The sequence below is a fragment of the Streptomyces sp. NBC_01465 genome (assembly GCF_036227325.1).
Lineage (GTDB): Bacteria > Actinomycetota > Actinomycetes > Streptomycetales > Streptomycetaceae > Streptomyces.
Window position 1 is genome coordinate 8568372 of sequence record NZ_CP109467.1, and the last position, 26186, is coordinate 8594557.

At 69.6% G+C, this 26186-nt stretch carries 18 protein-coding genes and 1 pseudogene; 1 reads left to right on the top strand and 18 read right to left on the bottom strand.

The genetic code is table 11. From position 1 onward, the window contains the following. Positions 1 to 46 precede the first annotated feature (46 nt). The gene (locus tag OG707_RS39730; protein WP_329126858.1) at positions 47 to 634 is read right to left on the bottom strand and encodes a TetR/AcrR family transcriptional regulator; all 588 of its coding nucleotides are present in this window, start codon (positions 632 to 634) and stop codon (positions 47 to 49) included. Positions 635 to 723: 89 nt separating this feature from the next. Between OG707_RS39730 and OG707_RS39735 the strand changes: the two genes are divergently transcribed. Further along, positions 724 to 1155 carry a nuclear transport factor 2 family protein gene (locus OG707_RS39735; RefSeq protein ID WP_329126860.1) on the top strand — a complete coding sequence of 144 codons (432 nt, stop codon included), beginning with the start codon at positions 724 to 726 and terminating at the stop codon, positions 1153 to 1155. 72 nt (positions 1156 to 1227) lie between these two features. On the opposite strand, the gene OG707_RS39740 is transcribed toward OG707_RS39735, so the two are convergent. The 17 genes and pseudogenes from OG707_RS39740 to OG707_RS39815 form a co-directional block, all read right to left on the bottom strand. Next, complete coding sequence (locus OG707_RS39740) at positions 1228 to 10110, bottom strand: non-ribosomal peptide synthetase (RefSeq protein WP_329126861.1); 8883 nt, start codon at positions 10108 to 10110, stop codon at positions 1228 to 1230. Positions 10111 to 10452: 342 nt separating this feature from the next. Then, positions 10453 to 11331, bottom strand: a complete 879-nt coding sequence (locus OG707_RS39745) for a YihY/virulence factor BrkB family protein (RefSeq protein WP_443071452.1) — start codon at positions 11329 to 11331, stop codon at positions 10453 to 10455. Between the two features lie 131 nt (positions 11332 to 11462). After that, complete coding sequence (locus tag OG707_RS39750; protein ID WP_443071453.1) at positions 11463 to 11765, bottom strand: arabinofuranosidase catalytic domain-containing protein; 303 nt, start codon at positions 11763 to 11765, stop codon at positions 11463 to 11465. Between the two features lie 40 nt (positions 11766 to 11805). After that, a pseudogene (locus OG707_RS42490) lies at positions 11806 to 11868 on the bottom strand (hypothetical protein); the annotation flags it as partial. A 34-nt stretch (positions 11869 to 11902) separates the two neighbouring features. After that, positions 11903 to 13198, bottom strand: a complete 1296-nt coding sequence (locus tag OG707_RS39755; RefSeq protein WP_329126864.1) for an ATP-grasp domain-containing protein — start codon at positions 13196 to 13198, stop codon at positions 11903 to 11905. Between the two features lie 36 nt (positions 13199 to 13234). Beyond that, positions 13235 to 15073, bottom strand: coding sequence for a non-ribosomal peptide synthetase (locus OG707_RS39760; RefSeq protein WP_329126865.1), 1839 nt, complete (start codon positions 15071 to 15073; stop codon positions 13235 to 13237). A 2-nt stretch (positions 15074 to 15075) separates the two neighbouring features. Further along, positions 15076 to 15927 (bottom strand): thioesterase II family protein, encoded by an 852-nt coding sequence (locus tag OG707_RS39765; RefSeq protein ID WP_329126867.1) that lies wholly within the window; start codon positions 15925 to 15927, stop codon positions 15076 to 15078. After that, positions 15924 to 17321: an aldehyde dehydrogenase family protein gene (locus OG707_RS39770; RefSeq protein WP_329126868.1), complete on the bottom strand. Its 1398-nt coding sequence runs from the start codon at positions 17319 to 17321 to the stop codon at positions 15924 to 15926. The genes OG707_RS39765 and OG707_RS39770 overlap by 4 nt, the downstream gene beginning before the upstream one ends. Before the next feature lie 45 nt (positions 17322 to 17366). Next, on the bottom strand, positions 17367 to 18218 hold the full coding sequence (locus OG707_RS39775; RefSeq protein WP_329126870.1) for an HAD family hydrolase: 852 nt from the start codon (positions 18216 to 18218) through the stop codon (positions 17367 to 17369). Beyond that, positions 18215 to 18823: an AMP-binding enzyme gene (locus OG707_RS39780; RefSeq protein WP_329126871.1), complete on the bottom strand. Its 609-nt coding sequence runs from the start codon at positions 18821 to 18823 to the stop codon at positions 18215 to 18217. The genes OG707_RS39775 and OG707_RS39780 overlap by 4 nt, the downstream gene beginning before the upstream one ends. Next, entirely contained in the window at positions 18823 to 20040 is a 1218-nt protein-coding gene (locus OG707_RS39785; protein WP_329126872.1) for an acyl-CoA dehydrogenase family protein, read from the bottom strand. Before OG707_RS39785 ends, OG707_RS39780 begins: the two co-directional genes overlap by 1 nt. Further along, positions 20037 to 21401, bottom strand: a complete 1365-nt coding sequence (locus OG707_RS39790; RefSeq protein WP_329126873.1) for a hypothetical protein — start codon at positions 21399 to 21401, stop codon at positions 20037 to 20039. The genes OG707_RS39785 and OG707_RS39790 overlap by 4 nt, the downstream gene beginning before the upstream one ends. Positions 21402 to 21412: 11 nt before the next feature. Further along, the gene (locus OG707_RS39795; RefSeq protein WP_329126875.1) at positions 21413 to 22621 is read right to left on the bottom strand and encodes an aminotransferase class V-fold PLP-dependent enzyme; all 1209 of its coding nucleotides are present in this window, start codon (positions 22619 to 22621) and stop codon (positions 21413 to 21415) included. Continuing rightward, entirely contained in the window at positions 22618 to 23514 is an 897-nt protein-coding gene (locus OG707_RS39800; protein ID WP_329126877.1) for a TauD/TfdA family dioxygenase, read from the bottom strand. The genes OG707_RS39795 and OG707_RS39800 overlap by 4 nt, the downstream gene beginning before the upstream one ends. 37 nt (positions 23515 to 23551) lie before the next feature. Continuing rightward, entirely contained in the window at positions 23552 to 24187 is a 636-nt protein-coding gene (locus tag OG707_RS39805) for a tyrosine-protein phosphatase (protein ID WP_329126879.1), read from the bottom strand. After that, complete coding sequence (locus OG707_RS39810) at positions 24184 to 25518, bottom strand: B12-binding domain-containing radical SAM protein (protein WP_329126881.1); 1335 nt, start codon at positions 25516 to 25518, stop codon at positions 24184 to 24186. Before OG707_RS39810 ends, OG707_RS39805 begins: the two co-directional genes overlap by 4 nt. Next, positions 25515 to 26186 carry a hypothetical protein gene (locus OG707_RS39815; protein WP_329126883.1) on the bottom strand — a complete coding sequence of 224 codons (672 nt, stop codon included), beginning with the start codon at positions 26184 to 26186 and terminating at the stop codon, positions 25515 to 25517. Before OG707_RS39815 ends, OG707_RS39810 begins: the two co-directional genes overlap by 4 nt.

Genomic DNA, 26186 nt, shown 5'->3' on the forward strand with positions numbered 1-26186 from the left:
GATCCGGCGCCGGGCGCTGGTTCCCTCCTGGCAGATCCGGAACTGATCAGCGTGGCTCGACGCCGTTTCTGATGAGCATCAGGAGGCGCTCGCGCTGTCCGGCGTCTGCGCCGGTGAGGGCTGCCCCGTGCACCAGGGCGAGGAGGTCGGACACATCGAGATCGGCACGGATGTCTGTGGACTGCTGAGCACTGGCGAGCAGTGCGAACGCCGTTGAACGCATGGCCTGGTGCCAGCTGTCGAAGAGTTCGGAACGCTGACCCTGTGGATCATCGGTGAGTGCCAGCGGCAGCTCTCGTTTGGTGGCGATGTGGAGGGTGAATGCCCGTAGCCAGGTGAACAGGGCGTCGCCGGGGGATTCCTCGTCCAGAAGAGACTCACCCAGCGTGCACAGTTCCGTCACCTCGTCGGCGTAGACAGCGATGACGAGGTCTCTGCGTGCGGGGAAATGGCGGTACATGGTGGCGTTGCCGACTCCGGCCCGGCGAGCGATTTCGTCAAGAGGGGCACTCACGCCCTGCTCCTCGAAAACCTCCTTGGCCGCGGCCAGGACCAGATCGTAGTTGCGCTGCGCGTCGGCGCGTCGGCGCGGCCGTGCAGCGTCGCGCGACGCGGTGGTGTCCCGCGATGGCATGACTCTCCCTTGCTAAGTGAGGAACTCCCCGTTTACTCTACTGGCGCAGCTAAACGGGGAACACCCCACTTTGCCGTAAGGGAGTCACCATGCCGGCCCGCCGACGGATCACCCCCGAAGACCATTCCGCCATCAGCGAGTTGATCGCCATGCACGGACACCTGACCGACGACGGCGCCCTCGACCGGTACGACGAGTTGTTCACCACGGACGTCATCTACGACGTTGCAGACTTCGGCTTCGGCTCGTTGCAGGGCATCCCCGCGATCCAGGACGCGGCGCTCACCCTGGGGGACGCGAATCCCGTTGGTCACCACGTCACGAACATCGTCCTCACCGCCGTGGACGACGACGTGGTGCACGGCCGGTCCAAGGGAATCGGAATCAACGCCGACGGCACGAGCGGCAGCGTGGTCTACGAAGACACCTTCCGGCGTGAGGACCGGGGATGGAGGATCAGCCATCGCAAGATGCTGGCTCGCCGGAAGCCTCTGGGAGGCGAGGGACTCGACCACCAGTGAACGCGTCAGGGCTCAGCTCCTCGTACGTGGGCGACACGCGACGGTGCCGCCCACGTACGAGATTCCCTGGCTCTACTCCGCTGCGACCATCCTGCGCAGAGCCGGCCGGAGGGGAGCGGCCGACTCCTCGGACCATTCCACGAGCGCGGCCACCGTCCGCAGGTCGAAGAGCTTGCGGAGCGGTATCTCCATGCCCGCCTCGGCGCGGGCGCGGTTGATCAGGCGGGTGGCCAGGAGCGAGTGTCCGCCGAGTTCGAAGAAGTCGTCGTCGATGCCGACGCGTGGCAGGCCGACCAACTCGCCGAAGAGTGCGCAGAGCGTCTCTTCCTTGGAGTTGCGCGGCTTGCGGCTGCTCACGGTGGTGGTGTGCTTCGCGGGCAGCGCCCGTCGGTCGATCTTGCCCGCCTGGTTGAGGGGCAGGCGCGACAGCGGGACGACCGCGGCCGGAACCATGTAGTCCGGCAGACGCGTCCGCAGGAACTCGGGCAGCTCGGCCAGCAGGGGCCCGATCACCTTGGAGAGAGCGGGGGCGTTCGCCCGGATCCGTCCGGCCGCCGTGCCGGGAACGAAGCCTCCGGTGAGAGCTCGCCGGCCGACGGCCTGTTCGGGCAGGAGGACCGCGTCGAAGCCGTGCACGGCGTCGCCCGACCACGTGAGCACCGCGTTCCGGCCCTGCTCCCGCGCCCACACGGCGACCTCGTCCGGGTCGAGCGGCTTGCCGGAGGGGTCGGCCGTACCGCGTACGCCGGTGGAAGCCGCCGCGGCCTCCTCCACCAGTCGCGCGTTGGGTATCCCAGTGATGCGCACCGGGCTGTCGCCCGCCTTCTCGAGGTGGCGGTGCAGCTGAGCGAGGGCGGACACCTCCCGGCCCCAGGTCACCGACGGCACTGCGGCCAGGTCGAGGACATCGGACGGCTGCTTGTGCAGGACGACTTCGTAGCGGTGGCGGGTCAGTTCGTTGTGCGCCTGCCCCGACTTGAGCCGGATGTCCACGGCACAGGCGTTGTCACGCGCCCACTCGGTGAACCAGTCCGGTCCGACCACCAGTTCCCGTTCCGCGAGCAGCGCCTGCTCCACCAGCGCCCGTAGCTCGTCATGAGACGCATGGGGATGGGTCGCTCGCTGCACCGCGGTCGTCAGGATCCGGTGGGTGGCGGCGTTGCGGATGTCTCCGAGGACGAGGCGTCCGCCCGGCGCGAGGAGCTCCATGGCCTGGTGCATCACCTGGCCCAGGTAGTCGATGCTCGGGAAGTACTGCGCCACCGAGTTGAGCAGTACGGTGTCGAACCCGCCCCGGGGCAGCCCTGTGATGTCGTCCGCCGCCTGGGCGCTGAGCCGGACCCGCTTCCCGTGGCCGGCCTGGTCCGCCTGCTGCCGTACGCGGTCGACGACGGTGGGGGAGAGGTCGGTGCCCCAGTACTCGTCGACCTTGTCGACGATCTTCGCGAGGAGCAGGCCGGAGCCCACCCCGATCTCCAGCACCCGCCGGGGAGCGAACCGCAGCACCTGGGCCACCGCCGCGTCCTGCCACTCGGTCATCTGCTCGAGCGGGATCGGCTCGCCGGTGTAGGTGGAGTTCCAGCCCTGGAAGTCCTCGCCGAGGGTTTCGGCGCCGGCCTCGGCGTAGGTGTCGTCGTAGACGTCGCGCCATTCGTCGACCTGTGCGACGGCATCGGCCACCGCGGCTTCCGGGTCGGGCGCGACGTAGGCCACGAGGCGTTGATCGCCCTTCTGGTCCTCGCGTACCACGACGGCCGCCTGCACCACTCCGGGGTGCGCGGTGAGGGCTTGTTCGATCTCGCCGAGCTCGATGCGGAATCCGCGGACCTTGACCTGGTGGTCGGAGCGGCCGATGTACTCGACCTGGCCGTCCTTGCCCCAGCGCGCGACGTCACCGGTGCGGTACATGCGGGATCCCGGCTCGCCGAAGGGGGACGCGACGAACCGGTGCGCGGTCATCGCGGTCTGCCCCAAGTAGCCCCTCGCGAGCTGTACTCCGGCCAGGTACAGCTCGCCGGTGACTCCGGGTGCGACGGGACGGAGTGCGCCGTCGAGTACGTACACCTGGGTGTTCCAGACCGGTGCGCCGATCGGGAGGCGGTCCGCTCCGGGGACGTACTGGGAGGCGGTGACTTCGACCGCGGCTTCGGTGGGGCCGTACATGTTGTTGGCGGAGCACTGCGGCAGCAGTTCGACGAAGCGGTTGGCCAGTGCGGGTGGGAACGCCTCTCCTCCGACCTCGATCCACCGCAGGCTGGTGCACCCCCTCGCCGAGGGCTCGGCGACGAACGCCTCCAGCAGGGACGGTACGAAGTCCGCTCCGGTGACCTGCTCGCGCTGGATCAGTTCCGCCAGATAGGCGGGGTCGCGGCGCCCGTCCGGTCGGGCGATGACGACGGTCGCACCCACCTGCAGCGGTCCGAACAGCTCCGGCACCGATACGTCGAAGCTCGCCGTCGTGGACAGCATCACCCGGTCCTGGTCGGTGACGCCGAATTGCGCCAGGCCCCACTTCAGCCGGTTCATGATCGACCTGTGCGACACCGGGACGCCCTTGGGGCCGCCGGTGGAACCCGAGGTGAAGATGACGTACGCGGCATTGTCCGCCACCAGAGTCCGCTGGGGATCCGTCTCCGGATACCCCGCTACGTCGGGAAGCTGTTCGTCGAGGATCAGCAGGGGCTTCGCGCTGTCCAGTACGTGCCGTACGCGGTCCTCGGGCTGCTCCGGGTCGATCGGCACGTACGCGGCGCCGGCCTTGACCACCGCGTAGATGGCCACCATCAGCTCCACCGAGCGGGGGATCTTCACCGCGATCAACTGCTCGGGTCCTGCGCCCTGTTCGGCCAGCCAGTGCGCCAGTTGGTTGGCGCGCCGGTTGAACTCCCCGTAGCTCAGCGTCTCGCTCTCGCCGATCAGTGCGACCGCGTCCGGGGTCCGCTCCGCCTGCGCCTCGAAGGCTCCCGGCAGCGTGTCCACGGTCACCGGACGGGCGGTGTTGTTGACCCCCCGCATCAGCCAGTCCCGCTCGTCCGCACCGAGCACGTCGATCGCGCCGAGGGGCACCGACGGATCGGCGACCACATGACGCAGCACGCGTACGAACCGGTCGACGATGTCCGTCGCCGCGCCCTGGTCCAGCAGGTCCTGCTGGTACTGGAGGGCGAGCTGGAGCTGCGGGTCCGCCGCGGCGGCCAGCATCACCGGGTAGTGCGAGCCCGCGAACGGGCGCAGCCCGGTGATGGCGACACCGGCCGAGGAGTTGGCCTCGCCGAGGGCTTCCCGGTCGACGGGGAACGACTCGAATACGACCATCGTGTCGAAGAGGGTGTTCAGACCGGTGGCCTGCTGGATCTCCGCGAGGCTGTGCTGGTGATGGTCGAGGAGAGCGGCCTGCCGGTTCTGCAGCTCGGTGATCAGATCCGAGAAGGTGGCCTGCGGATCGCAGCTGACCCGGACGGGGATGGTGTTGATGAACAGCCCGACCATGTCGTCGACGTCCTTCACCGCAGGCGGTCGCCCGGAGACGATCGCACCGAACACGATGTCGGAACGCCCGGTGAGGTTGGCGAGCAGGACGGCCCAGGCGCCCTGCAGAAGGGTGTTGAGCGTGACACCGAGCTGTGCGGCTCGGCGGGAGAGGCCGTGCTTGTCCTCGAAGGCGATCTCCAGGTTTCCGATGCCCGCGGCGGCGTGCCGGGACTCCGTGTCCGGTACGAGCAGCGTGGGCTCCTCGAAGCCTTCGAGCTCGGTCGCCCAGGCCCGCGCGGACTCCTCGTGGTCCTGGGCGGCGTGCAGGGCGAGGAAGTCGTCGTAGTCGCGGCTCGGGGGCAGGCCGGAGGCGTCGCCGTCGGATGCGTACAGCAGGAGCAGATCCCGCATGAGCAGAGGCGTGGACCAGCCGTCGAACAGGATGTGATGGGCGGTCAGTACGAGTTCCGCGCGGCCGGGCTCGAGGGTGACGAGCGTCAGCCGGATCAGCGGCGGGGTCTCCATCGCGAAGTGGGCGGTCCGGTCCTGCTCGAGGAACCGCTCGAACTGCTCGGTGCGCTCGGGTTCGTCGACCGCGGTCAGGTCGAGATGCTGCCAGGGCAGGGCCACAGTCTCGGGTACGAGCTGCACCACGTCGCCGTCGGCCCGGTCGACGAACGCGGCGCGCAGCGCGGGTAGCCTGTCGAGGAGAGCCTGCCCGGCCCGGTGCATCCGCCCCGGGTCGACCTCGCCGGACAGATGGAACACCAACTGCATGTGGTAGGCGTTGAAGGACGACCCGACCAGCATGGTGTGGAACAGCAGTCCGGACTGGGCGGGGGTCGCGGGCCAGATCTTTGTCAGCTTGCCGAAGCGGGTCTCCCAGGCCTCGATCTCGTGCTGCACCACGGGGATCAAGGGAGCGTCGCTGGGCGTCAGCCCGCCGGCGTCCGGGGTGGTGGCGTGGTCGGCGAGGGCGGTGAGTGCCTGGACCCAGAGTCCGGCCAGTTCGGTGACCTCTTCGCGGGTGAGGATGCCGGTGGGGAAGCCGAAGTAGGCGGTCAGTTCGTCACCGTTGCCGGTGTCGGTGGCCACCGCGTTGATCTCCAGTGCGGAGAGCACCGGCATGTCTGCGTCGGGTGCTGCGATCAGGTCGGGGTGGGTGGTGTCGGGGGCCCAGCCCAGGCCGCGGAGTTCCTCGGGGATGTCGGCGGCGGAGGCCTTGCCGAGGTAGTTGAAGCCGATCTGCGGGCGGCCGGCCCCTGAAAGGGCTTCGGCGGTCCGGGTGTTGAGGTGGCGCAGCAGGCCGTAGCCCATTCCGTTGTCGGGAATCGCCCGGAGCTGTTCCTTGACGGCCTTGATCGCCTTCCCGGCGGCGGGGCCTCCGGCTAGGGCGTCGGCAACGTCGATGCCTGCCAGGTCGAGACGGACGGGGTACATCGCGGTGAACCAGCCGATGGTGCCGGAGAGGTCCGCGCCGGGCACCAGATGGTCCTCCCGGCCGTGTCCCTCGAGCCGGACGAGCGTAGAGGCCCCGGGGACGCCACGGGCGTGGCGCCAGCCCGCCACGGCCAGTGCGAGACCGGTGAGGAGACCGTCGTCGACGCCGCCGCGGAACACGGTGGGCAGTGTGTTGAGGAGGGTGCCGGTGACGTCGGCGGGTATCCGGATGCGGACGGTGTCGACGGTGGCCGTGACATCGCGCGACGGGTCCACTTCCCGAGCGCCCAGTACGGGTTCGTCGTCGGCGAGGATCTGCTGCCAGAGCGGCAGTTCCGCCACGCGCTCGGGGCGGGTCGCCTCGTCCGACAGAGCATGTACCCAGCGCCGCAACGAGGTTCCGGGCTGCACCGGCTCGGCGGTGCGCCCGCTACTGATCTGCTTCCAGGCGGACACCAGGTCCGGTACGAGGATCCGCCAGGAGACCCCGTCGACGACCAGGTGGTGGAGCACGATGAGCAGCCGGTCGGCCTCGGTGTCGGAGGTGAACCGGACGAACTGCGCCATGACGCCCGCGTCCGGGTCGAGGCGGTCGGCGGCCGCATCCAGCTCAGCCTGTGCATCCGCCCCGTCGTACGCGACTTCCCGCACCAGAGCATCCACGTCCACGCTGCCGACCGGCTCCATCCGTAGGCCCGGGCGCTCCCGGTCGAGGCGGGCGCGCAGCACATCGTGCCGGTCCAGTACCGCCTGCAGGGTGGCGACCAGTCCGGTGCGGTCGATGTCGGCGGGCAGGGTCAGCAGTGCGGACATGCAGAACCGGCCGATGCCGCCGCCCAGGGCGAGTACGTGCGCCGCCGTCGGTGGCAGTGGTGCCCAGCCGACGCCGCCACCGGGGAGCTCGGCCAGGACGACCCGCTCTTCCTCGGCCCGGCCCTCGACCAGCTCCGCGAGGCGGGCGACCGTACGGTGCTCGAAGATCTCGCGCGTACTGACGACGACGCCGCGTGCCTTGGCGCGGGCGACGACCTGGATGGAGCGGATGCTGTCGCCGCCGGCAGCGAAGAAGTCGTCGTCGACGCCCACCTGCTCGGTGCTCAGTACATCGGCGTACACCGCGGCCAGAACCTTCTCCGTCTCGCCCCGCGGCGCCCGGTACTCTGCCCCGGCGAACTCGGGCTCGGGCAGCGCCGCCCGGTCCAGCTTCCCGCTCGCGGTCAGGGGCAGTTCGTCGAGGACGACGAGTTGGGCGGGCACCATGTAGTCGGGCAGCCGCTTGGCCACGAAGCGCCGTAGATCCGCCACCGAGACACTGGCGTCCAGAGCGACGTCGCCGTCTCCGGCACCGGAACCCACCGGTGCGACATAGCCGACGAGACGCATCGTGCCGGACGGGTCCTCGCAGACCGTGACCGCGGCCCGGCTGATCGCCGGATGCTGGGCCAGGACCGTTTCGATCTCGGTGGGCTCGACGCGGATGCCGTTGACCTTGACCTGGTGGTCGGCCCGTCCCGCGTACTTGAGCTGTCCGTTCCTGTCCCACTGGGCCAGGTCTCCGGTGCGGTACATCCGGGTTCCGGGTTCGCCGAAGGGGCAGGCGACGAAGCGCTCAGCGGTGGCTGCGCCGTTTCGGTAGTAGCCGCGGGCGATACGGCCGGCGACGTACAGCTCGCCGATCACTCCCTGCGGAACCGGTGCGAGCTCAGGACCCAGAACGTAGGCCCGCATATTGGCGAGAGGCGTTCCGACCGGCACGGCACCGGACTCGGACCACGGTTCGGGGACGGTGAAGGCGGCGGCGTAGAAGCTCTCCGTCTGGCCGTAGGCGTTCATCACCCGGGTTCCGGGAAGAGCCTCGTGCACCTTGCGGACCAGGTCGGAGGAGAGCGCCTCGCCGGCGAAGACGACCGTCTCCACATCGAGGTCGACAGATCCCGGATCATTGAGCAAGGCGGAGAACACCGACGGGACGGCGCTGATGGTGGTGCCCGACCACTGTTCGCGTTCGCCGAGTTCCAGGACGTCGCGGACGATCTCGACGCTGGCACCGGCGGTCAGTGCGGTGAAGATCTCGAAGACGGAGACGTCGAAGTTGACCGACGTCGCGGCCAGCATCCGCGATCCCGCCTCGACTCCGGTCCGCCGGCGCAGGTCCTGCACGCCGTTGACGACACTGGCGTGGGTGATGGCGACGCCCTTGGGCGTGCCGGTCGAGCCGGACGTGAACATCACGTAGGCGAGATTGTCCTGCTCGATGCGGGCATCAGGGGCCTCCGGTGCGGGCCCGTCCAGCTCCAGGGCGTCCAGATGCACGACGGGAGGCAGACAACCGGCCACGGTCTGCGCCGTGTTGCGGTCGGTGAGTACCAGAGCCGGATCAGCGGTGCTCAATAACAGATCCACGCGCGCGGACGGGAAGCCGGGATCGATCGGCAGATAGGCGCCGCCCGCTTTCAGCACGGCGAGGAGGGCGACGACGAGGTCGGCCGAGCGTGGCAGCGCGACAGCCACCAGGACGTCGGGGCCCACCCCGCGCTCGCGCAGCACGGCGGCCAATCGGCCCGACCGGGCGTCGAGCTCCCCGTAGGTCAAGGACGCCTGACCGCACACGACAGCCGTCGCCTCGGGGTCGCGTGCCGCCTGCGCGGCGACCAGCTCGGGCACCGACCCAGCCTGCACGTTCGAGGCCGTCGCGTTCAGCTGCGTCAGGCCGTCGTGTTCGGCACGCGTGAGGACGTCCACCGCGCCCAGTCGCGTTTTGGGGTCGGCGACGACCTGGCGCAGGACGCGGACGTACCGCTCGACCAGGCTGACGGCGGTGGTGTGGTCGAAGAGCTCGGTCGCGTACTCCAGACGCCCGTACGCGCGCCCGGACGGGTCCGGGACGATGTTGAAGAAGAGGTCGAACTTGGCGGTCTCGGTGCCCAGCGGAACAGGAGTGACCTCCAGGCCCGGGACCTCGATCTGCGACCAGGCGAACTGCCAGGCCAGCATCACCTGGAACAGCGGCTGATAGGCCGTCGTGCGATCCGGGTTGAGCAGGTCCACCAGGTGCTCGAAGGGCACGTCCTGGTTGTCGTACGCACCGAGCGCCCGGTTGCGTACCTGCAGCAGCAGATCACTGAACGTCGGGTTCTGCGACAGGTCGACCCGCAGCACCCAGGTGTTGGCGAAGAACCCGATCAGGTCCTCCAACTGCTCGTCGCCCCGACCTTCGATCGGACTGCCGATCGTCAGATCGTTGCCCGCACCGAAGTGGTGCAGCAGCACAGCCAGAGCAGCCTGCGCCACCATTGGCGCAGTACCCCCGCACTCCCCAGCCAGCTTTCCGATCCCGGCGACCAGCTCGGGCTCCAGCTCCAGGTCGACATGGCCCCCGCGGTGGCTGGCGAGCGTGGGCCGGGGCCGGTCCAGCGGCAGTTGTACCGGCTGTGGAACACCGGCCAACTCGCCTCGCCAGAAGTCGAGTTGCTCCGCCACGATGCTCTCTGCGTCGTCCTCGTCACCGAGCATCTGGCGCTGCCACACCGTGTAGTCCTTGTACTGCACGGAAAGGGGTTCCCAGCCCGGCGCCCCACCCTTCTGCCGTGCGGCGTACGCGGTCAGCAGATCCCGCATGAACGGGCCCATCGACGCCCCGTCCGAGGCGACATGGTGGAAGACGAAGACCAGTACATGCTCTTGCTGCCCCACGCGGAACACCCGCGTACGCAAAGGCAGATCGCTGTCCAGCGCGAACCCCAGGTCCACGAACTCGCTCATCGCCGCGTCCACGGTGTCGGCGGCCGCGTCGACCACCCGGAACGGGATCTCTGCCTCTTCGGCCGGAAGGATCCGCTGCTCCGGCGTGCCGTCCGCGTTCTCGACCAGCAGCGTGCGCAGGCTCTCGTGCCGGGTGACGACATCCGTCACCGCCGCCGCCAGGGCCGCGGTGTCCAGCAGCCCGTCCAGGCGCAGCACGAACGGAATATTGTACGTCGCGGACGGCCCCTCCAGACGGTGCAGGAACCACAACCGACGCTGAGCGAAGGACAAAGGAATCATTGAAGCTACTCCTACACGGTCATCTTGTTGAGCTGCGGGGGGTGGATTTCGGCCCTTCCCATACCAATCGGCTCGGGAATCAAATGGTGTGCGGAACCGGGCGGCAGTTCTCCCAGATCAGAGCCATGCTGACGGGCGCAACGAGAGATATCGCCGGGTGCGCGCAATTCCGGTCCGGCCGCTGAAGATTGGTTCCAGGAATCCGCCGCAGCGGCTAAGGCCGCAGAACCGGCGGCGAGTCATTGCGGGGGGCACGAGCCTGGGCGGTGGCTTTCCGTGTCCCGCCGGCGGGACACGGACTCTCCCCTGCGAAGGAATGGTGAAGAAAGGAGGCAGCAAGTGTCACTGCGGTCGACGGTTCAGCACGGCATTGAACTGAGCGCCCGCGAGCAGCGAAAGATTGGTGAGCCACAGCCAGACGAGAAAGACCACCGTCCCGGCGAGTGAGCCGTACAGGCGGCTGTAGGACCCGAAGGTGTCCGAGTAGAGCGCGAAGCCCGCCGTCGCAATCGACCACAGCAGCACCGCGAGCACCCCTCCCGGCAGTCCCCGGCGGATACCGCGGGCCTGGGATGGGCCCGTACGGAAGAGCACCATGAGCAGCACGACGACGACGCACAGCATCGCCGGCCACCGCAGCCCACTCAGCATCGCCGCGCTTTCGTTCCCTCCCAGCACGTCGGCCCGGCGTGCCAGCGGGCCCGATGCGACGATCGCGGCCGAACCGGTCACGAGCAGGACCAGCAGCAGCGTCGCCGTGAGCACGATCGTGTGGGCAGTGCGCAGCGCGGGGCGGGCGTCCGGCATGCGGTGCATGGCGTGCAGGGCTCGGCGGAAGACCGCCAGGTAGCTGGACGCGGACCACAGCGCGCTCACGCTGCCGGTCACCACCAGCACCCACACCGTGGACCGGTCCTGTGTCATCTCCCGCAGCGCGCCGCGCAGCGCGCTCGCGGACTCCGCCGGCGCGTAGGAGGTGAGGTCGTCGATGAGCCGGCCGGTCGCCTGGGGTGCGGCGAGGCCGATGGCCGAAACGGTGACGAGGAGGGCCGGGACCAGCGCGAGCACCGCGTAGTAGGTGAGAGCGGCGGCGTAGTCGGAGATGTTGTCGTTCCACAGAGAGGCAGCGGTCTTGCGCAGCTGAGTACGGAGCCTCAGGAGCAGGCCGGTCGTGCGGTCGCGGCGGCTTTCCTTGTCGAAGGGGTGGGAGGAAACGGACACGGTGGCTCTTTTCTCATCTGCGGACATCCTGTGGACGTGTGCCCGCAGCGGCTGATTCCACTCGGTGTCGGACCTTCTGCCTGCGGTGTTCCCGGTGTCACAAGGAGAAGGTCCGGTACGGCGTCGTCAGTTCAGCTTGGATTTCTGGGCGGCGGACCCGTTGCAGTCCCAGAGCTCGACTTTGGTTCTGGCCCGAATAACCCACAGCGGTGATGCCGCCCTCCTGCTGCATCGGCTGGTAGCCACCGCGGTTGGGCAGGGCCCCCGTTGTTCTTCAGCATCGCTGTGACGTACGGGGTGCTGTTGGCGAGGTTGGCGGTGTTGGAGCCGTTGGCTCCCTGGAACATGCCGTTCCCCAGGTCCGCCTCGACCCAGGGACCCGACCCCGTGCACGGGGCGAAGTAGCAGGTGGTGGCGATGGAGACGGCATCCATGTGTCCGTTGCCGGTAGACCTTCGAGATCGCGCAGGTGGAGTTCTGGCAGAACGTGTCCTGGGCGGCGGCGTCGGCGTATCCGCCGGGCGCGAGCAGTCCCACGTCCTTGGTCGCGCCGTCGGAAGCCCCGCACGGCTCACCCTGCGGTCAGGTCCCACGCGGTCAGAGTCGTGCGCCCCGAAGCGAGCGTGAAGGTGAACGAGAGCTCGTGCAGGACGCGGTCGAGCAGTTCGAGCATGGCCTCGTGGTCGGGCGCGGTGCCGCACAGGTAGTCCAGGTAGCGCGTTCCGACGCTCGCCCCGAGTTCCTTTCCGGCGCCCACGCGCGCACGGTAGGCACTGATTCCGAGGGTTCGGCGGACTGTGCCCGCTCCGTGGACGCGTTCGAGGCGAAAGCCCTCGGTCGGCGTCAGCGTGCAGTGCTGGAACGTCACGCTGTCGAGGGCGAGTTCAGCCATCGCGAGGTGTTCCCCGAGCGCGAGCCGACCGGCTGCTTCGATGAGGTTGACGCCGGTGGCGGTGGAGCACAGTTTGTCGATCATGCCGCCGAGCCGGCCGTTGACCTCGATGACCTCGGGACCGTGCTCGCTGAGCTTGATCTCGGTGTGCAGCACGCCGGTCCGGACACCGAGCGCGGCAATGGCCCGGTCGGTGAGGTCGATGACGTCCGCCTTGCTGCCGGGATCGAGCAGTGCCGGCCAGAACTGTCCGACTTCGCGAAACGGTGGGGGCTGGCGGAACTTGCCGGTGACGGCGAGGTGCGACACCGCTCCGTGGCTGACGACGCTCTCGACCGAGACGTAGTCGGCGAACGGAGCGGTCTCCTTGCCGGGGATGAACGATTCGAGGACGAGCTCGGTCTCCGTACCTGCTGCCAGGGGCGGTTCGTCGGCCGGATTCCGCTCGCGGAGCAGGTCTTCGACGAGCAGGCGCGCCGTGGCTTCGTCCTCGATCTTGTACGTGTTGCGGCTCGCCTCCCCGTGTACGGGTTTGAGAACCGCGGGCAGGCCGACGCGTCTCACTGCCTCGGACAGCTGCGAAGCCTTTGCCACCAGGGCGCTTCTGGTGGTTCCGACGCCCTGTTCGAAGAGCCGCTTGCGCTGGAGGTACTTGTCGGTCAGCAACTGCGCGCATGCGCGGGAGTGGTAGGGGAGCCCGAGTTCCTCCGCCAGCTGTGCGGTCGCGCGCACGACCCGGTCGCTGAAGGTCACGACGGCGTCGGGCGATGAGGCCTTCAGCAGCTGAAGACTGTCCGGCTCGCCCAGCATCACGACGTCCGCGAGCTCTTCGAGGTGGGGCAGCAGCGGCAGGGTGAAGGGTGAGGGGTTGACTGCGAAGGTGATGTCGGCCAGCGGCTGGAGGCCTGAGACGATGTCGACAGGACTCGCGGCGCTGAGATCGTAGACGACAACTATGCGTGGTGTATGCGGCATTGTGGGTGGTCCTTTACCTTTCCCTACGGCCGTCGGTCAGCCGGCCCGGCCGTCCGCGACCGCTTCGCCCGCGAGCAGCGCTGCGAGGTCTTCGGCGTAGTACCGGACGGTCGACTCTTCGTAGATCATCTCCAGCGGTATGCGGTGGCCGAGCCGGTGGCCGAGGCGTTGACTTGCCGTGACGGCGGTCAGTGAGTCTCCGCCCACGTCGAAGAAGTCGTCCTCGCGCCCGAGCGGCGGGGCCGCGAGCACTTCCTGCCAGACCTCGGCGATCGCCTCTTCCCACTGGCCCTGCGGAGGGTCGCCGACCGTCTCGGGCGCGTCGGGCAGGCACGCGGCCGCGGCGATCAGGTCCCGTGTCAGCTGCGCGAGAGCGGCGCGGTCCAGCTTCCCGTTGGATGTCAGGGGGAGTACGTCGAGAGAGGTCAGGGTGGCAGGCACCATGTAGCCGGGCAGGATCTTGCGCAGTGCCGCTCGCAGGGCGTCCACGGCCGGACGGACGTCGTCCGCCGGGACGAAGAAGCCGGCCAGCTCGGTGCGTTCCCCCTCGGTGACCGCGATGACCGCAGCCTGCGCGACGCCGGGCAGTTGGAGCAGTGCGTTCCGCACTTCGTCCGGCTCGACCCGGTTGCCCCGGACCTTGACCTGGGTGTCGCTTCGCCCCATGAACTCCATGCCGCCGTCGTGGTGTTCGCGCACCAGGTCGCCGGACCGGTACAGCCGGTGGCCGTTGCCCTTCTGCGGGTGAGGGACGAAGCGCTCGGCGGTCAGCGCGGGCCGGTTGAGATAGGCGCGTGCCAACCCGGCGCCGCCTATGTACAGCTCCCCGGTCTCGCCCGGCGGCACCTCCCGGCCCATGCCGTCGAGGACGAGGAGTTCCGTGTCGTCGACCGCCGAGCCGATGAGCACCAGGTCCGGCGCAGGGTCGCGCGGGCATTCCCAGGATGTCGTGTAGACGGCGCATTCGCTGGGCCCGTACATGTTGTGCAGCGCGGCCGGGGTCCTGGCATGGAAGCGGCGCACGAGGTCGGGTGAGAGCGCTTCACCGCCGGCCAGCAGGAGCCGGAGTCCGGGGTACTGCTCGTGAGGGGGACGGCAGTTGAGGAAGAGATCCAGCAGCGAGGGTACGAAGTGCAGGGTGGTGATTCCCCGGTGGAGAACGGCGTCCGCCAGATAGTCCGGGTCGCGCTGGCCGCCGGGTGCCGCGACAACCAGCTGGGCGCCGGCGGACAACGGCCAGTAGAGCTCGGCGACGGAGACGTCGAACCCGCACGCTGTCTTGTACAGAACGCGGTCGGAGGGGGTGAGGCCGTAGGTCCGTTGCAGCCACCGCAGCCGGCTGACGAGAGCCCGGTGGGGGACCAGTGACGCTTTGGGGCGGCCGGTCGAACCGGAAGTGTAGATCGCGTAGGCCGTGGTGTCCGCGGTGTTCCGCCCCGGGAGCGGGCCGGCGGGGGCTGGTTCGGAGGTGTCGAGTTCTTCGATCAGCAGCACCGGGCAGGGCGGGTCTCCGATGCGGGAACGGTGGGCGCCGGAGGTGATCACGACCGCCGGTCGGCTGTCCTCGACCATGAAGAGAACCCGCTCGTCCGGGTCGTCGGGGTCGATTGCCAGCTGAGTTCCTCCGGCGAAGACGACCGCCAGTTGTGCGACGACCAGGTCGGCCGAGCGGTCCAGAAGGATGGCCACGCGCTGCTCGCGGCGGACGCCGTTGCGGGTGAGCGCGGCGGCGAATCGGTCCACTGCGTCGAGCAGTTCGGCGTACGAAAGGGTGACGTCCTCCGATTCCACGGCGATACGGTCCCCCGCGGCCGACCAGGTCTCACGCAGCAGGGTGTCCACGGTCTGCGCGGGGGCGTGGGAGATGGTCCTCATCGTCAGGAGCTCCTTGGGGTGCCGCGGGTCGCGGAGAGACGTTCTTGATGATCACCGGTGGTTCTGCGGGCACCGGCTCCGGACAGCAGGGGTGCGGTGAACGCACCGATCGCCGCGGCCAGTTGCTGCGGCGAGTCGTCGAGGAGGAAGTGTCCGCCCGGCACCTCGGTCACCTGGGTGACCGCCGTGGTGTGCTCCTGCCACGGTTGCAGCTGCTCCGCGGACAGCAGGGGATCGTCGGCTCCGTACAGGGCGAGGACCGGAAGGTGGCAACGCGCCTGCGCGGGCCTGTGGTAGCCGTCCACCAACTTCTGGTCGGCCCTGAGCGCGGACGTCAGCAGGGCGAGCGCCGGCGGCGAGGAGAGGAGCGCGGACGGGATCCCGCCCAGGGCCACCAGTTCCTCGAGCGCGGTCTCGTCGTCCGGCGGTGCGGCAGCCACCGGCAGGTGCGGAGCACTGCGCGAGGTGACGATCAGGCCCGCGGCACGCCCTTCGCGCGCAAGGAGGGTTGCGGTCTCGAATGCGAGGACGGCGCCCGCGCAGGCGCCGAACAAGAAGATCGGGCATCCGCCGTCGTCCGCTGCCGCGATCGCGTGCCCGACGGTTCCCACCGCATGGTCGAGGTCGACCAGGGGCGGTTCGTGCAGACGTCCCTCCCGGCCGGGCAGTCGGATGGCGACGATCTCCATCCAGTCCGGCGCGGCCAGGGCCAGGGACCGTAGTTTCAGAGCTCCTGCTCCGGCGTGCGCAAAGGCGTAGCCCCTGGCGGCAGGTGCCGGTGACGGCTTCCAGACTTTGGTGAGTGCGGCCCGCGACGAGGGCCTGCGTGGTGTCCCGGATGTGCGCTCGCTCATGTGCCCGCGCCCCCGAACCAGAAGTCGCGGGGGCGGCTCGAGGAGTGGACCGAGAGCACGCGTTTGCGGTGGCACTGCTGCCACCTCGACTCCATGGATCCGCTTCCGGAGTCGTTCCAGCCGGTCCAGTGGTCGGCTCCTGGGAGGTTCACGAACGGGTCGTTGACGAACACCATCGCGGCTTCCAGCTCCTCGGCCAGGGACCGTGCGCGCCCGGTGTCGGAGGTGAACACGGAGGCCGAGAGCGACTGGCGCGAGGAATTCGCGTGGCGCACGGCGGAGTCGGCGTCCGGGACGGCGAGTACCGGGATCACGTTGCCGAAGGTCTCCTCCATGACGAGGGGCACGGTGTCGGCGTGGAGTTCGACGAGCGCGGGCGCGAGCCAGTTGCCGTTCGGGTGAGGCTCGGAAAGCCGCTGGCCCCCGGTCACCAGCCGGCTGCCCGACGCGACCGCGTCCGCGGTCCGCCTCTGGGCCAAGTCGAGGAAGGGGCGGCGAATGTAGGGGCCGTAGTCCACGCCGGGCGTGAGCGTGCCCAGGACGGCGGCGAGCCGGTCGATCAGGGCCTCTGCCACCCCTGCTTCCGCGTAGACGCGCTTGACGGCCGCGCAGTCCTGCCCGGAGTGGTACGCGGCTCCCCAGGCGATGGCCGCTGCGGTGAGGTCGAGGTCGGCGTCGGAGAGCACGACCGCCGCACTGTTTCCCCCCAGCTCGTAGTGGACTGGCGTCAGCCCGGCGTGGGCGACGACGCTGCGCCCCGTGGTGCGTGATCCGACGAAGAACACCCTGTCCACGTGCGACCGTACGAGCGCCTGCCCGGTGTCGCCGTCTCCGGGAACGAGCTGGACCAGGTCCTGCGGCAGACCGGCAGCCTCCGTCAGTTCGAGGATGAGGCGGCCGCACAGGGTGGCGTACTCCGACGGTTTGAGGACCGCCGCGTTGCCCGCGAGCAGGCAGGGAATGAGGCACATCATCGGCGTGTAGAAGGGGAAGTTCCACGGCATGATCATGCCGATGACGCCCACCGGCCTTGCTTCGTACGACACGTCCGTGGCCGGGAAGACATCGGCGGGTACGGCGATGGGGCGCGCGGTCGTCTCCTCGAGGCAGGCGAGGTAGTGGTCCACGGCGTCGATCACCTCGGCGACCTCGGCTTCGGCATCCGCCGTCACCTTGCCGGTCTCGAGTGTGATCAGTGCGGCGATCTCTCCGGCACGGTCACTGAGTACGGCCCCGAGATCCTTGATGCCCTGTTTCCTGGCCGTCTTGTCCTTCGCCCATGACGTCTGGGCACGCGCGGCCCGTGCGACCGCGCGCTCCACGTCGGCGGGGCCGGTGTTCGCGAACTCCTCCAGGATTTCGCCGGTTGCGGGATTCAGTGAACTGATCTGCATGGAAGGTCACTTCCTGTCGAGGGACCGATGGGCCGCGACGGTGTGTCAGAGCGAGAGAGAGGCCGCCCGGTCGAGGTAGCGCCGCAGCAGCTGGGCCACCCCGTCCTCGGTGCAGGTCGGGATGAGGAGGTCGGCCACAGAAGTGACCTCTTCGGGGGCATCCTCGGTGGCCGCCCCCACGGCGGCCCACGAGAGCATGCCGATGTCGTTCCAGCTGTCGCCGACGCAGAGCGTGCGGTCGATGCCGACGCCGACCCGCCGGCGCAGTTGCTCGAGCGTGTCCGCCTTGGAGACGTTCGCCGCCTGGAGGTCGGCCCACGTACGTTCCCGCAGCCGGTAGACGAGGCGGTCGTACGCGTCCGAGTGGCCCAGAGACGACTCGAACTGTTCACAACTGGCGGTCTGCGAGGTGAGGAACCACCGTATGCAGCGGGTGACGGCCAGCTCGGACCAACTGGTCTGCTGCTGTGGCCCGTCGAATTCCCCTGCGGGCAGCACATGGGTCGTCAGATACGTACCGGAGACGTGCTCGGCCACCACGATCAGATCGGAGACCGTGTCCTTCAACGCGGCCACCGAGGCGTCGCAGCCGACGCCGCGCGTCATGACCGGCTCTGCCGACCCCCGCTCGCGCAATTCGGCGCCGTTGCTGCACACCACCCAGTGCCAGCTCAGATCCGGATGGGCGTCGAGCACTTTGACGGTGCGGGCCCATGAGCGTCCGGTGGCCAGTGTCACCACCCAGCCCTGCGCCGAAGCTTCCCGCAAGACCTCTATGACCGGGCGGGAGACATGCCCCTGCCGGTCGACGATCGTCCCGTCGAGGTCGAGAGCGATGAAACGCGGGACCCACGAAGCCGATTCCGTACGGTGGTCCGTGCCGACAGCCGGTGTCATCGCAGGGCCCCCTGCGGGTTCAGCTCCGCTGCGGCACGGAACCAGTCCGGGGCGAAGGAGTCGAGGAATTCCCGCAGTTGACGCACCGTACTGATCTCGAACATCTGGGCAATGTCCACTTCGTGACCGGTCCACACGTCGACCAGCGCCAGGATCTGGATCACGCCCACGGAGTCCAGGCCGAGCAGGAAGTAGTCGTCGTCCGGCCCCAGCGGTGCCCGGAGATGGCCGATCAGCTGGGTCACCACCCCGGCCAGCAGGGCTTCCGGCGCGGACACGGAGTTCTCGGGGACGTCCGGAACCGGCAGAGCCGCGGCATCGATCTCACCGCTCGCCGTACGGGGCAACCGCTCCACCGCGAAGCAGGCCGTCGGAATCATGTGCGCGGGGAGCATCTCCCGCAAGAACGCTGCGAGTTCGGCAGCCCACGAAGACGGCGCGGGCTGCTGCGTCAGGACGACGTACCCTGCCAGTACGGGTGGGCCATCGGCAGACCGACGCGGCAGCACCGCGGCTTCCGCACACAGGGGCCAGGCCTCCAACGCCCGCTCGATCTCCGCCGGTTCGACGTCGAACCCCCGAACCGTGACAGTCCGCTTCTCCATTACTTCTCCCCAACGGTCGTCGCGGTGCGCGCGATGAAGTCAACCCATTCCTCCGGCGGCGCGTACGGCCGCATGAACCCGGCGGCTCGTACGTCCCGGTACATCCGTGCCAGTTCGCTTCCCGCGGTGAACGACCTGCCCCCGCAGATCTGCATGGCGCGATCCACGACGACGGCGGCCTGCTGCTCGGTGACCATGGAGGCCAGGACACACGCCTCGAGCAGCCGGCTGCCTTCCTCGGCGTCGATGGTGCGGGGGGCTCGGGCGCCGAGACCCTCACCGAGTTCGCCCAGGGCCGTGTGGAGCGTTCCGCGCAGCGTGGCGAGCGCCAGGCGGAGGTCGGCCATCTGACCCTGCATTCCCGCGGAGGGGGTGCTGATCGTCGCGTACCGCCGCACTGCCGTCGCGGCCGCGGCTTCGGCTATGCCCAGATAGATTCCGGCGAGAGGCGCGGAGGACGCAGCACGGCCCTCGAAACCCGCAGGCTCCCGCTCTCCCCAGGACCCGCGGATGCGCAGGGCGTCCCGGTCGAGATGGACGTCGTCGAAGACGACGCGACCGCTTCCGGAGCCCCTCAGCCCCAGTCCGTCCCAGTCGTCGATCACGGTGACTCCGGCCGACTTCACCGGGATCATGGCGCTTGCGAGCATCGGCCCGGTCGGTGTGAGCACCTTCATCCGGGTGTACAGGTGAGTGGCCGCAGGCGAGAGCGAGACCATCGCCTTACGGCCGCGCACAGCCCATCCCGAGCCGTCATCGGTGGCCTCGGTCTCCGGTTTCCAGGCGGGCACACCGGGTTCGGCCACGGTGGAGGCGACGAGCATGCCTTCCCGGCCCAGGGCCTCCAGCCAGCGTGCCTCCGGGAGCGTGGCCGCCTGGTCCGGCCGTGCACATCGAACGGAGCGCGCGAAGTACCACGACAGCGCCAGATGCATGGACACAGCCGTCGCGAGCGAGGCGTCATGGGCGGCGATGCGGCTCACCAGAAGGGTCACGTCGTAGAGCGCGTACAGGTCGTGGCCGCCGTGCTCCACGGGGGCACAGGCGCCGAACACGCCCAGTTCCCGCAGGTGGTCGACGCTGGTGGCGGCGAACGTGCCGTGCAGGTCGTGTTCTCTTGCCCTGGCTGCCAGGAACCCGCCGCCGGCGTCGACCGCCGCACACAGCGCGGCGCCGGCCTGGGTCGTGGGCTCCAGCCGCCTGATGATCGAATTCATCGCATGTTCCTCCTGAGGAGTGATGAGCGCTCCAGCACCGGACGGGTGTCGTGGCTGTGCAGGTCCAGGCCGAAGGTCCTGCCGAGCCGTGCGAGAAGGGGACCGGCCGTCGCGTCCGTCCCCGCATCGCCGCCCACGGCCCGCAGGGTCAACACGTCGTCCGCGGCGTCCCATTCGGCCCAGTGGGTCGTGCCGGCGAAGTGGTACGTGCGGACTCCGCCACGGCGCGACGTGGCAGCCCCTGTGGGCAGCCGCAGGCGTACCGACAGCGAGGGGCAGGTTCCCGTGGCCTGCCGGACGAGGTGCTCGACGGTGGCCGGGTCGAGGGACTCGAACGCCGGAGCCTGCGACTGGACGGCCCGGTTGAAGAGATAGAGGGGGAAGTCCGGCCAGGCGGCCCGCAGGCCGAGGCCGGACGCCTGGCGCGGGTTCACCTCGGTGGGGAAACAGCCGTCCGCGGTGCTGATGCCGTCGACGCTGAACATGCCGCGGTAGCCGTTGCGGCCCGCGAGCACGCTGCCGACCCTCCGGGCCTGCCCACGGATGGAGTCGACGACGTCGCGCGCGGGACGCCAGGCCGTGGACGAGCCGCAGAAGAGAAACCGCCGGTCCTTGTCCGACCTCAGAGTGACGATCTCCATGGGGTCGAAGACGGCGACACCGGACGCCGTCACCATGCCCAGCACGCTGTAGGGCACCCCGGGCATGAAGGGCGCCACCCGCACCTTGTGGGTGAGGCCCTGCCAGGTGTGCAGTGTCGGCGCGATCTGTTCGGCATGGTGCAGCCAGGCCAGGCCGTGGGAGTCTCCACGGTGGCCCGTACTCGAATCCATGGCCAGCACCACTCCGGCACCCGTGTCCACGTCCTGCGCACGGGCGCGGATCCGTTCCCCGTCCAGGGAGGTCACATGGGAGGGCGCTGTCGCGACACCGGCCTCCTCCCACAGGTGGTGGATGAGGGTCTTGTCCTCCCACACGGCCCACGCCGGAAGCCTGCGTCCGTGCACGGGACGGCCGCACACCGTGATGGACTCCGTCTGATTGGTCCCGAGGACGAGCGCACGGTTGTCGGGGTCGACATGGTCGAACCACTCGCGCAGCTGCGGTGACGGCGACGCCAACGCCCGGGCGTAGGCCACACGATCGAAGTCGGCCCCGCCCAGCACCCGGAAGACGGGCACCGCACCGCCGGCGCCGGTTCCGTGGGCGGCCACGACTCCGAGTACGCGGGCACCGACCGCCGTCGCCTCCTTGAGCAGCGCATCCGTCGTAGCGCCGAGGCGTTCGACGAGGAGGACCAGCGCCCGGCCCGACCACAGCCGGGTGAGATCGGATGCCCAGGCCCGGGCGGCGGCAGGCATGCCGCTCCGCGTCACAGACACGAGTCGATGCCTGCCAGGAGAGCCTGCACGTCATCCTGTGTGGTGTAGGCGGCGATGCCCGCGCGCACGGCTTCGGGCCGGGCAGGGGCGACGGCGCGCAGTGCCGTGGAGGCGTAGAAAGAGCCGTGCCACACGCTGATGTGCTGCTCTGCCAGTTCGCGAGCCGTACGGTGCACGGGCTGGTCCACGAGCTGGAAGGCGACCAGGGGGACACGGCGTGCGGCGGTCGTCGGATCGGCGAGGAGGCGTACTCCGGGGCGGGCGCGCAGACCGTCGACGAGCAGCCGCAACAACCGCTGCTCCTCGGCATGGATGGCCTCGAAGGGCCAGGTGCGCAGGACGTACGCCGCAGTGGCCAGACCGACGATTCCCTCGTGGTTCTGTGTGCCGAGGGTCAGCTGCGCGCCACCGGTGGTCCCTGCGCTCGGCACTTGCTCGGCCAGGTGCAGCAGGTCGGGGGAGAGCCCCTCGGACAGCCACAGCACGCTCAGGTGCGGGCCGTACCACTTGTAGGCGGAGGTGACGACCGCGTCGCATCCGATGGCGGCCACGTCGACCCGCTGGTGTGCCGTTGCCTGTACCGCGTCGACGAAGACCCGCGCACCGACCGCGTGGGCAGCCTGCGTGATCGCCCGCAGATCGGGGACGACGCCGAGTGCGTTGGACGCCGCGGTCACCGCCACCCACCGGGTGCGCGGCCCCAGTTGGGCGATCAGCTCCTCGGTGTCCAGCTCGCCGTCGGAGCGCGGTTCGGCGATCCGGATCCGGGCGCCCGCGGAATCGGCGAGGGTGCCCCACGGCTGCCGGTTGGCCTCATGGTCCAGCCCCGTGCAGACGATCTCGTCCCCGGGACGCAGCGTCGGCCCTACGGCTCGGACGAACAGTGCGGTGAGAGTGGTCATGTTGGCGCCGAACACCGTGCTGCCGGACTCGGCCCCCAGGAGTTGCAGTACCTCCGAGTGTGCCCACTCCGCGAGTGCGTCGGTGTAACGGCTCTGCGGGAACGCCCCTCCGTCGTTGGCCACTTCACCACCGCGCAGATAGGCGCTCATGGCATCGCCGACGGCGGCGTGCACCAAGGTGCCCCCCGGGGCGTCGAAGCGGTGCTGCTGCGGGCGGCGGCCGGGAAACTGCTCGGGCGCGGGGCGCTTGAGGAATGCTGCCACGTCGTACGGAAGGAGATCGTCCAAGGGGGTCATGACGTGCCTCCGGTCCTGGAGGCCACCACGGGTGTCTGCTCGTGCGCCGGCTCCCAGCGTTCGGCCGGGTGGCGTTCCGCTCCGGTGCCCACGAGGACACGTTTGAGCCATCGGTCGTGGCCGTTGAAACGGGGACTGAAGGCCGACCGGCCGTGGACGACGCAGTTGTTGTCGATGACCAGCACGTCACCGGGGTCGAGGGCGACGTCCTTGCGGGCTGCGCCCAGGCCCTGCTCCAGCGAGCGGTAGGCCGCCCGGAACTCCTCGTCGTCGGGGAGGGCGCTGTAGGCGGGGTCGAAGCGCAGTACCCGTCCGTCCTCGCGGTTCCAGACCGTCGCGACGGCGGGCGCGGTGGAGTGCGCATCCGCCGGCTGCCCGTAGGAAGTGTCGACGGCTATGGCCACTTCGCGCCGTGCCAACTGCAGCCATTGCTCCGGCGGCAGGGTCACATTGCGCACACTCGCCAATTGCGTCGGCACGTGGCCGGGATTGCGCACGCACGCCAGGACGACCAGGTCCGCCCGGTCGGGGTGGAACGCGTCCTCGGTGTGCAGGACCAGCTCGCTGGCGCTGCCCGCGCCCGTCTGCGACAGCTCGGAGCCCGCGGTGGGCACGATGTTGTGGACGACGGCACCGTCCTGCTGGTTCTTCCAGGTCAGTACGGATCCCAGCGATTCCCCCATCACCTGCAGGGTGTGGTCGAGTTCGGGGGTGGAGGCATCCGCGTGCTGCCAGGCCTCGGGCGTGGGTGTGCCCTGCGGCGGCAGCAGGGGGGACAGCAGCCCCGGCAGCACCACATGGCCCTCGTCACCGGCCGCTGTCAGCATTCCTGCCAGGGCGCTGCCGAAATCGCGCCATTGCTCCCGGTCCACGGTCGAACGGGGAAGCGCCATGGCCGACGCCTGCGAAATTCTCACCGAAGGTCTCTCTTCACTCGTCTGTCTTCATGGAGCCGTGTTGTCCGGCCGCGGTGGACGGCGCGGCCCACGTGGAGTCGTTGCGGAGCAGATCGAGGAGCCGGCCGAGATCGGGCTCGTGCGCCTCGGTGACAGCTCCCGGTGCTCTCCAGCGCTCGGGCAGTTCGTCCCTGGAGCGCGTCAACTCGACGTTGCTGTACAGGTAGTCGGCGACCAGCGCCGCCGCAGGCAGTCCGTACCAGTGCTGGACCACCGCCGCGACGCGCCCGGTGCGGTCCTTGCCCAGGCTGCAGGCGACGACCAGCGGGCCGGCGCGGCCGCCGGCCCAGGCCAGACGGGCCGCCTGCCGCGTGCGCTCGAGCATCCGCACCGTCCCGTAGGCGTTGCCCGTGTCGTCGATGGGGAACCGGACCCACCGCCAGCCCAAGGACAGCAGTCCGTCGGGAGGCCCGTCCCGCCGGACTTCGCGTTCGGTACGCAGGTCCAGGTAGCGCCCCGCAGGCAGGGATGCCAGCTCCGCCCCGACACCCTCCGGTGAGGTGGCCAGTACCGCTGCGGACCGGAACATCGGGCCTGGGCCCGGTGCGCAGCCCGGCACCAGCGGACGGAGGTTGACGGGTCGTGGCCGCAGCGCCGTGGGACCGCTCATGGCGTGGTGAGCACGCTCTGCCGCGCCACCCGCCCGACGGCGCTCCTGCTGGACGTCGCATAGCCGTCGCGCCCGAACACCAGGTGCAGATGGTCGACCGGATCGTCGCCCCCGGCGGCGACCGGCTCCGGGTCGACGAATGTCTGCCGGTTGAACCCGCTCAGCTCACGCTCGGTCATCGTGGCCGTCATCTGCTCGTAAGGGGTGTACAGAGTGGGCCTCGGGCGTGCCCCCGCGGCGGCGATATGGGCGATGGTCGCGGCGGCGTCGTCGGCAGAGGTTCCCGGAAGTCCCACGATGACAAAGCAGTTCAGTTCGATCCGGGCTGCCCGGCACCACTCCAGCACCTGCTCGAACCGGGCCCGGGCGTCCTGTTTGATGCGGGGCAGTACGCCGCCGGATGTGGGGGCGAAGGTCTCCACGCCCACGCTCACCCGTACGCAGCCCGCTTCGCCCATTGCCCGGACGAGCTGTTCGTCGAGGTGGTTCAGGGTGGTCGCGCACTTCCACGGGTAGCGGCGGCTGCCGGTGCGAAGCCTGTCGCACAGTTCGTGGACCCACTTCTTCTGCAGGGTGAAGGTCGGGGCGTAGAACGACACGTACTCGAAGGGCAGTTTGCGGAAGGACTCTTCGATGTAGGCGACCGTGCGGTCGACGGACATCCTGCGCTCGGCAAGACCCTGCATGACGGGGACGTCGCAGAACGAGCAGTTGACGGGGCAGCCGCGGGCGACGGGCACGACCAGTTCACGGCTGCCGGGGAGTCCGCAGAACTTGTTGCTGTCGTCCGCGTACAGGTTGTCGTACGCCGCGTACGGGATCTCCGTGACGTCGGGCAGCACCCACTCCTGTACCGGCAGGCGCTCCCCGGGGCCGGCGGGGAGCCAGCCCTCCTCGCTCCTGACCTCCACGCCGGGCCGCGGTCCCCGGTCGCCGTCGAGGAGCGACAGGGCCTGGGCCACGCCCGACTCGTAGTCGCCGCTGACACCGATCGCGTCCAGCGGCAGGGTGCGGAAGTAGCCGGGGTTCTGATAGCTGAGTCTGCCCACCGTCATGAGGAAGGTGGAGGGGCTCAGGGCCCGCGTGTATTCGGCGGCCCGGCGGATGCCCTCCACCACGTCGAAATCGTTGACCAGGACCACCGCGTCGTAGTGGTGGTCCACGAGTATCTGCCCGAATTCCCGCCATGTGTTGTTGAGCGCTCCGGCATCGAGCGCCCGTACGTCGTGTCCCTGCGCCCGCAGATACGCGGCGATGCTGAACACGGGCAGGTGATGTCCGGCATTGAAGTAGCTGGGAACGTGGGGCGGCCAGGCGACAAGTACCTTCATGGGGCGGGCTCCTTCGGTGCGGCGGATGATGCTGCGGGCGTCGCGACCACGACGGTGAACGTGAAGTGACTCCGTGCGGCGCGCCGCACGAGGCGGCGACGCGTCGGGGTGTGCGGCCGTACCACCACGACGGCGAGGGGGGATCCGTCGTGCGTTCGCGCCGCGGTGACGGTCCGCAGGCAGCGGTCCATTCGGTACGCGAGGACGGTGCGCACCAGGCGGGACAGGTCGGCGTGCGCGGCGACCCGCACACCGTCCTTGGCCTGTTGCCGTATCCGGAGGGGCAGCAGTTCCCGGGAGCCGGTCCGGATCCGCCCCCCACGCCACAACACACGCAACAGGCAACGGAGCCGGCCGCTGTCGACCACGACCGCGACGTCGGCGTGCCGAAGCCGGATGGAGAGGTCGTTCTCGTAGTGGCCGTCGATGATCCACCGGTCGGCTGCGGCCGCTTCGGCCTGGATCCGCTGCCACCGTGCACGGTCGGGGCGGCGCCAGTCGGGCAGCCAGTGCAGGTCGTCCAGGTGGACGAGCGGCAGGCCCGTCACGCCGGCCAACTGCCGGGCCAGCGTGGTCTTTCCCGCTCCGGGGCTGCCGACGACGGCGATGCGCCGGGCTGTGCGCAGGCTCGGTGGCAGCTCGCCGGGAAGAGGGGCGTCCTGGGTCAC

Bases quoted from the DNA above. Each gene is read 5' to 3' on its own strand.
- OG707_RS39730 (WP_329126858.1), bottom strand. From the start codon at position 634: ATGCCATCGCGGGACACCACCGCGTCGCGCGACGCTGCACGGCCGCGC.
- OG707_RS39735 (WP_329126860.1), top strand. From the start codon at position 724: ATGCCGGCCCGCCGACGGATCACCCCCGAAGACCATTCCGCCATCAGC.
- OG707_RS39740 (WP_329126861.1), bottom strand. From the start codon at position 10,110: ATGATTCCTTTGTCCTTCGCTCAGCGTCGGTTGTGGTTCCTGCACCGT.
- OG707_RS39750 (WP_443071453.1), bottom strand. From the start codon at position 11,765: ATGGATGCCGTCTCCATCGCCACCACCTGCTACTTCGCCCCGTGCACG.
- OG707_RS39755 (WP_329126864.1), bottom strand. From the start codon at position 13,198: ATGCCGCATACACCACGCATAGTTGTCGTCTACGATCTCAGCGCCGCG.
- OG707_RS39760 (WP_329126865.1), bottom strand. From the start codon at position 15,073: ATGAGGACCATCTCCCACGCCCCCGCGCAGACCGTGGACACCCTGCTG.
- OG707_RS39765 (WP_329126867.1), bottom strand. From the start codon at position 15,927: ATGAGCGAGCGCACATCCGGGACACCACGCAGGCCCTCGTCGCGGGCC.
- OG707_RS39770 (WP_329126868.1), bottom strand. From the start codon at position 17,321: ATGCAGATCAGTTCACTGAATCCCGCAACCGGCGAAATCCTGGAGGAG.
- OG707_RS39775 (WP_329126870.1), bottom strand. From the start codon at position 18,218: ATGACACCGGCTGTCGGCACGGACCACCGTACGGAATCGGCTTCGTGG.
- OG707_RS39780 (WP_329126871.1), bottom strand. From the start codon at position 18,823: ATGGAGAAGCGGACTGTCACGGTTCGGGGGTTCGACGTCGAACCGGCG.
- OG707_RS39785 (WP_329126872.1), bottom strand. From the start codon at position 20,040: ATGAATTCGATCATCAGGCGGCTGGAGCCCACGACCCAGGCCGGCGCC.
- OG707_RS39790 (WP_329126873.1), bottom strand. From the start codon at position 21,401: ATGCCTGCCGCCGCCCGGGCCTGGGCATCCGATCTCACCCGGCTGTGG.
- OG707_RS39795 (WP_329126875.1), bottom strand. From the start codon at position 22,621: ATGACCCCCTTGGACGATCTCCTTCCGTACGACGTGGCAGCATTCCTC.
- OG707_RS39800 (WP_329126877.1), bottom strand. From the start codon at position 23,514: ATGGCGCTTCCCCGTTCGACCGTGGACCGGGAGCAATGGCGCGATTTC.
- OG707_RS39805 (WP_329126879.1), bottom strand. From the start codon at position 24,187: ATGAGCGGTCCCACGGCGCTGCGGCCACGACCCGTCAACCTCCGTCCG.
- OG707_RS39810 (WP_329126881.1), bottom strand. From the start codon at position 25,518: ATGAAGGTACTTGTCGCCTGGCCGCCCCACGTTCCCAGCTACTTCAAT.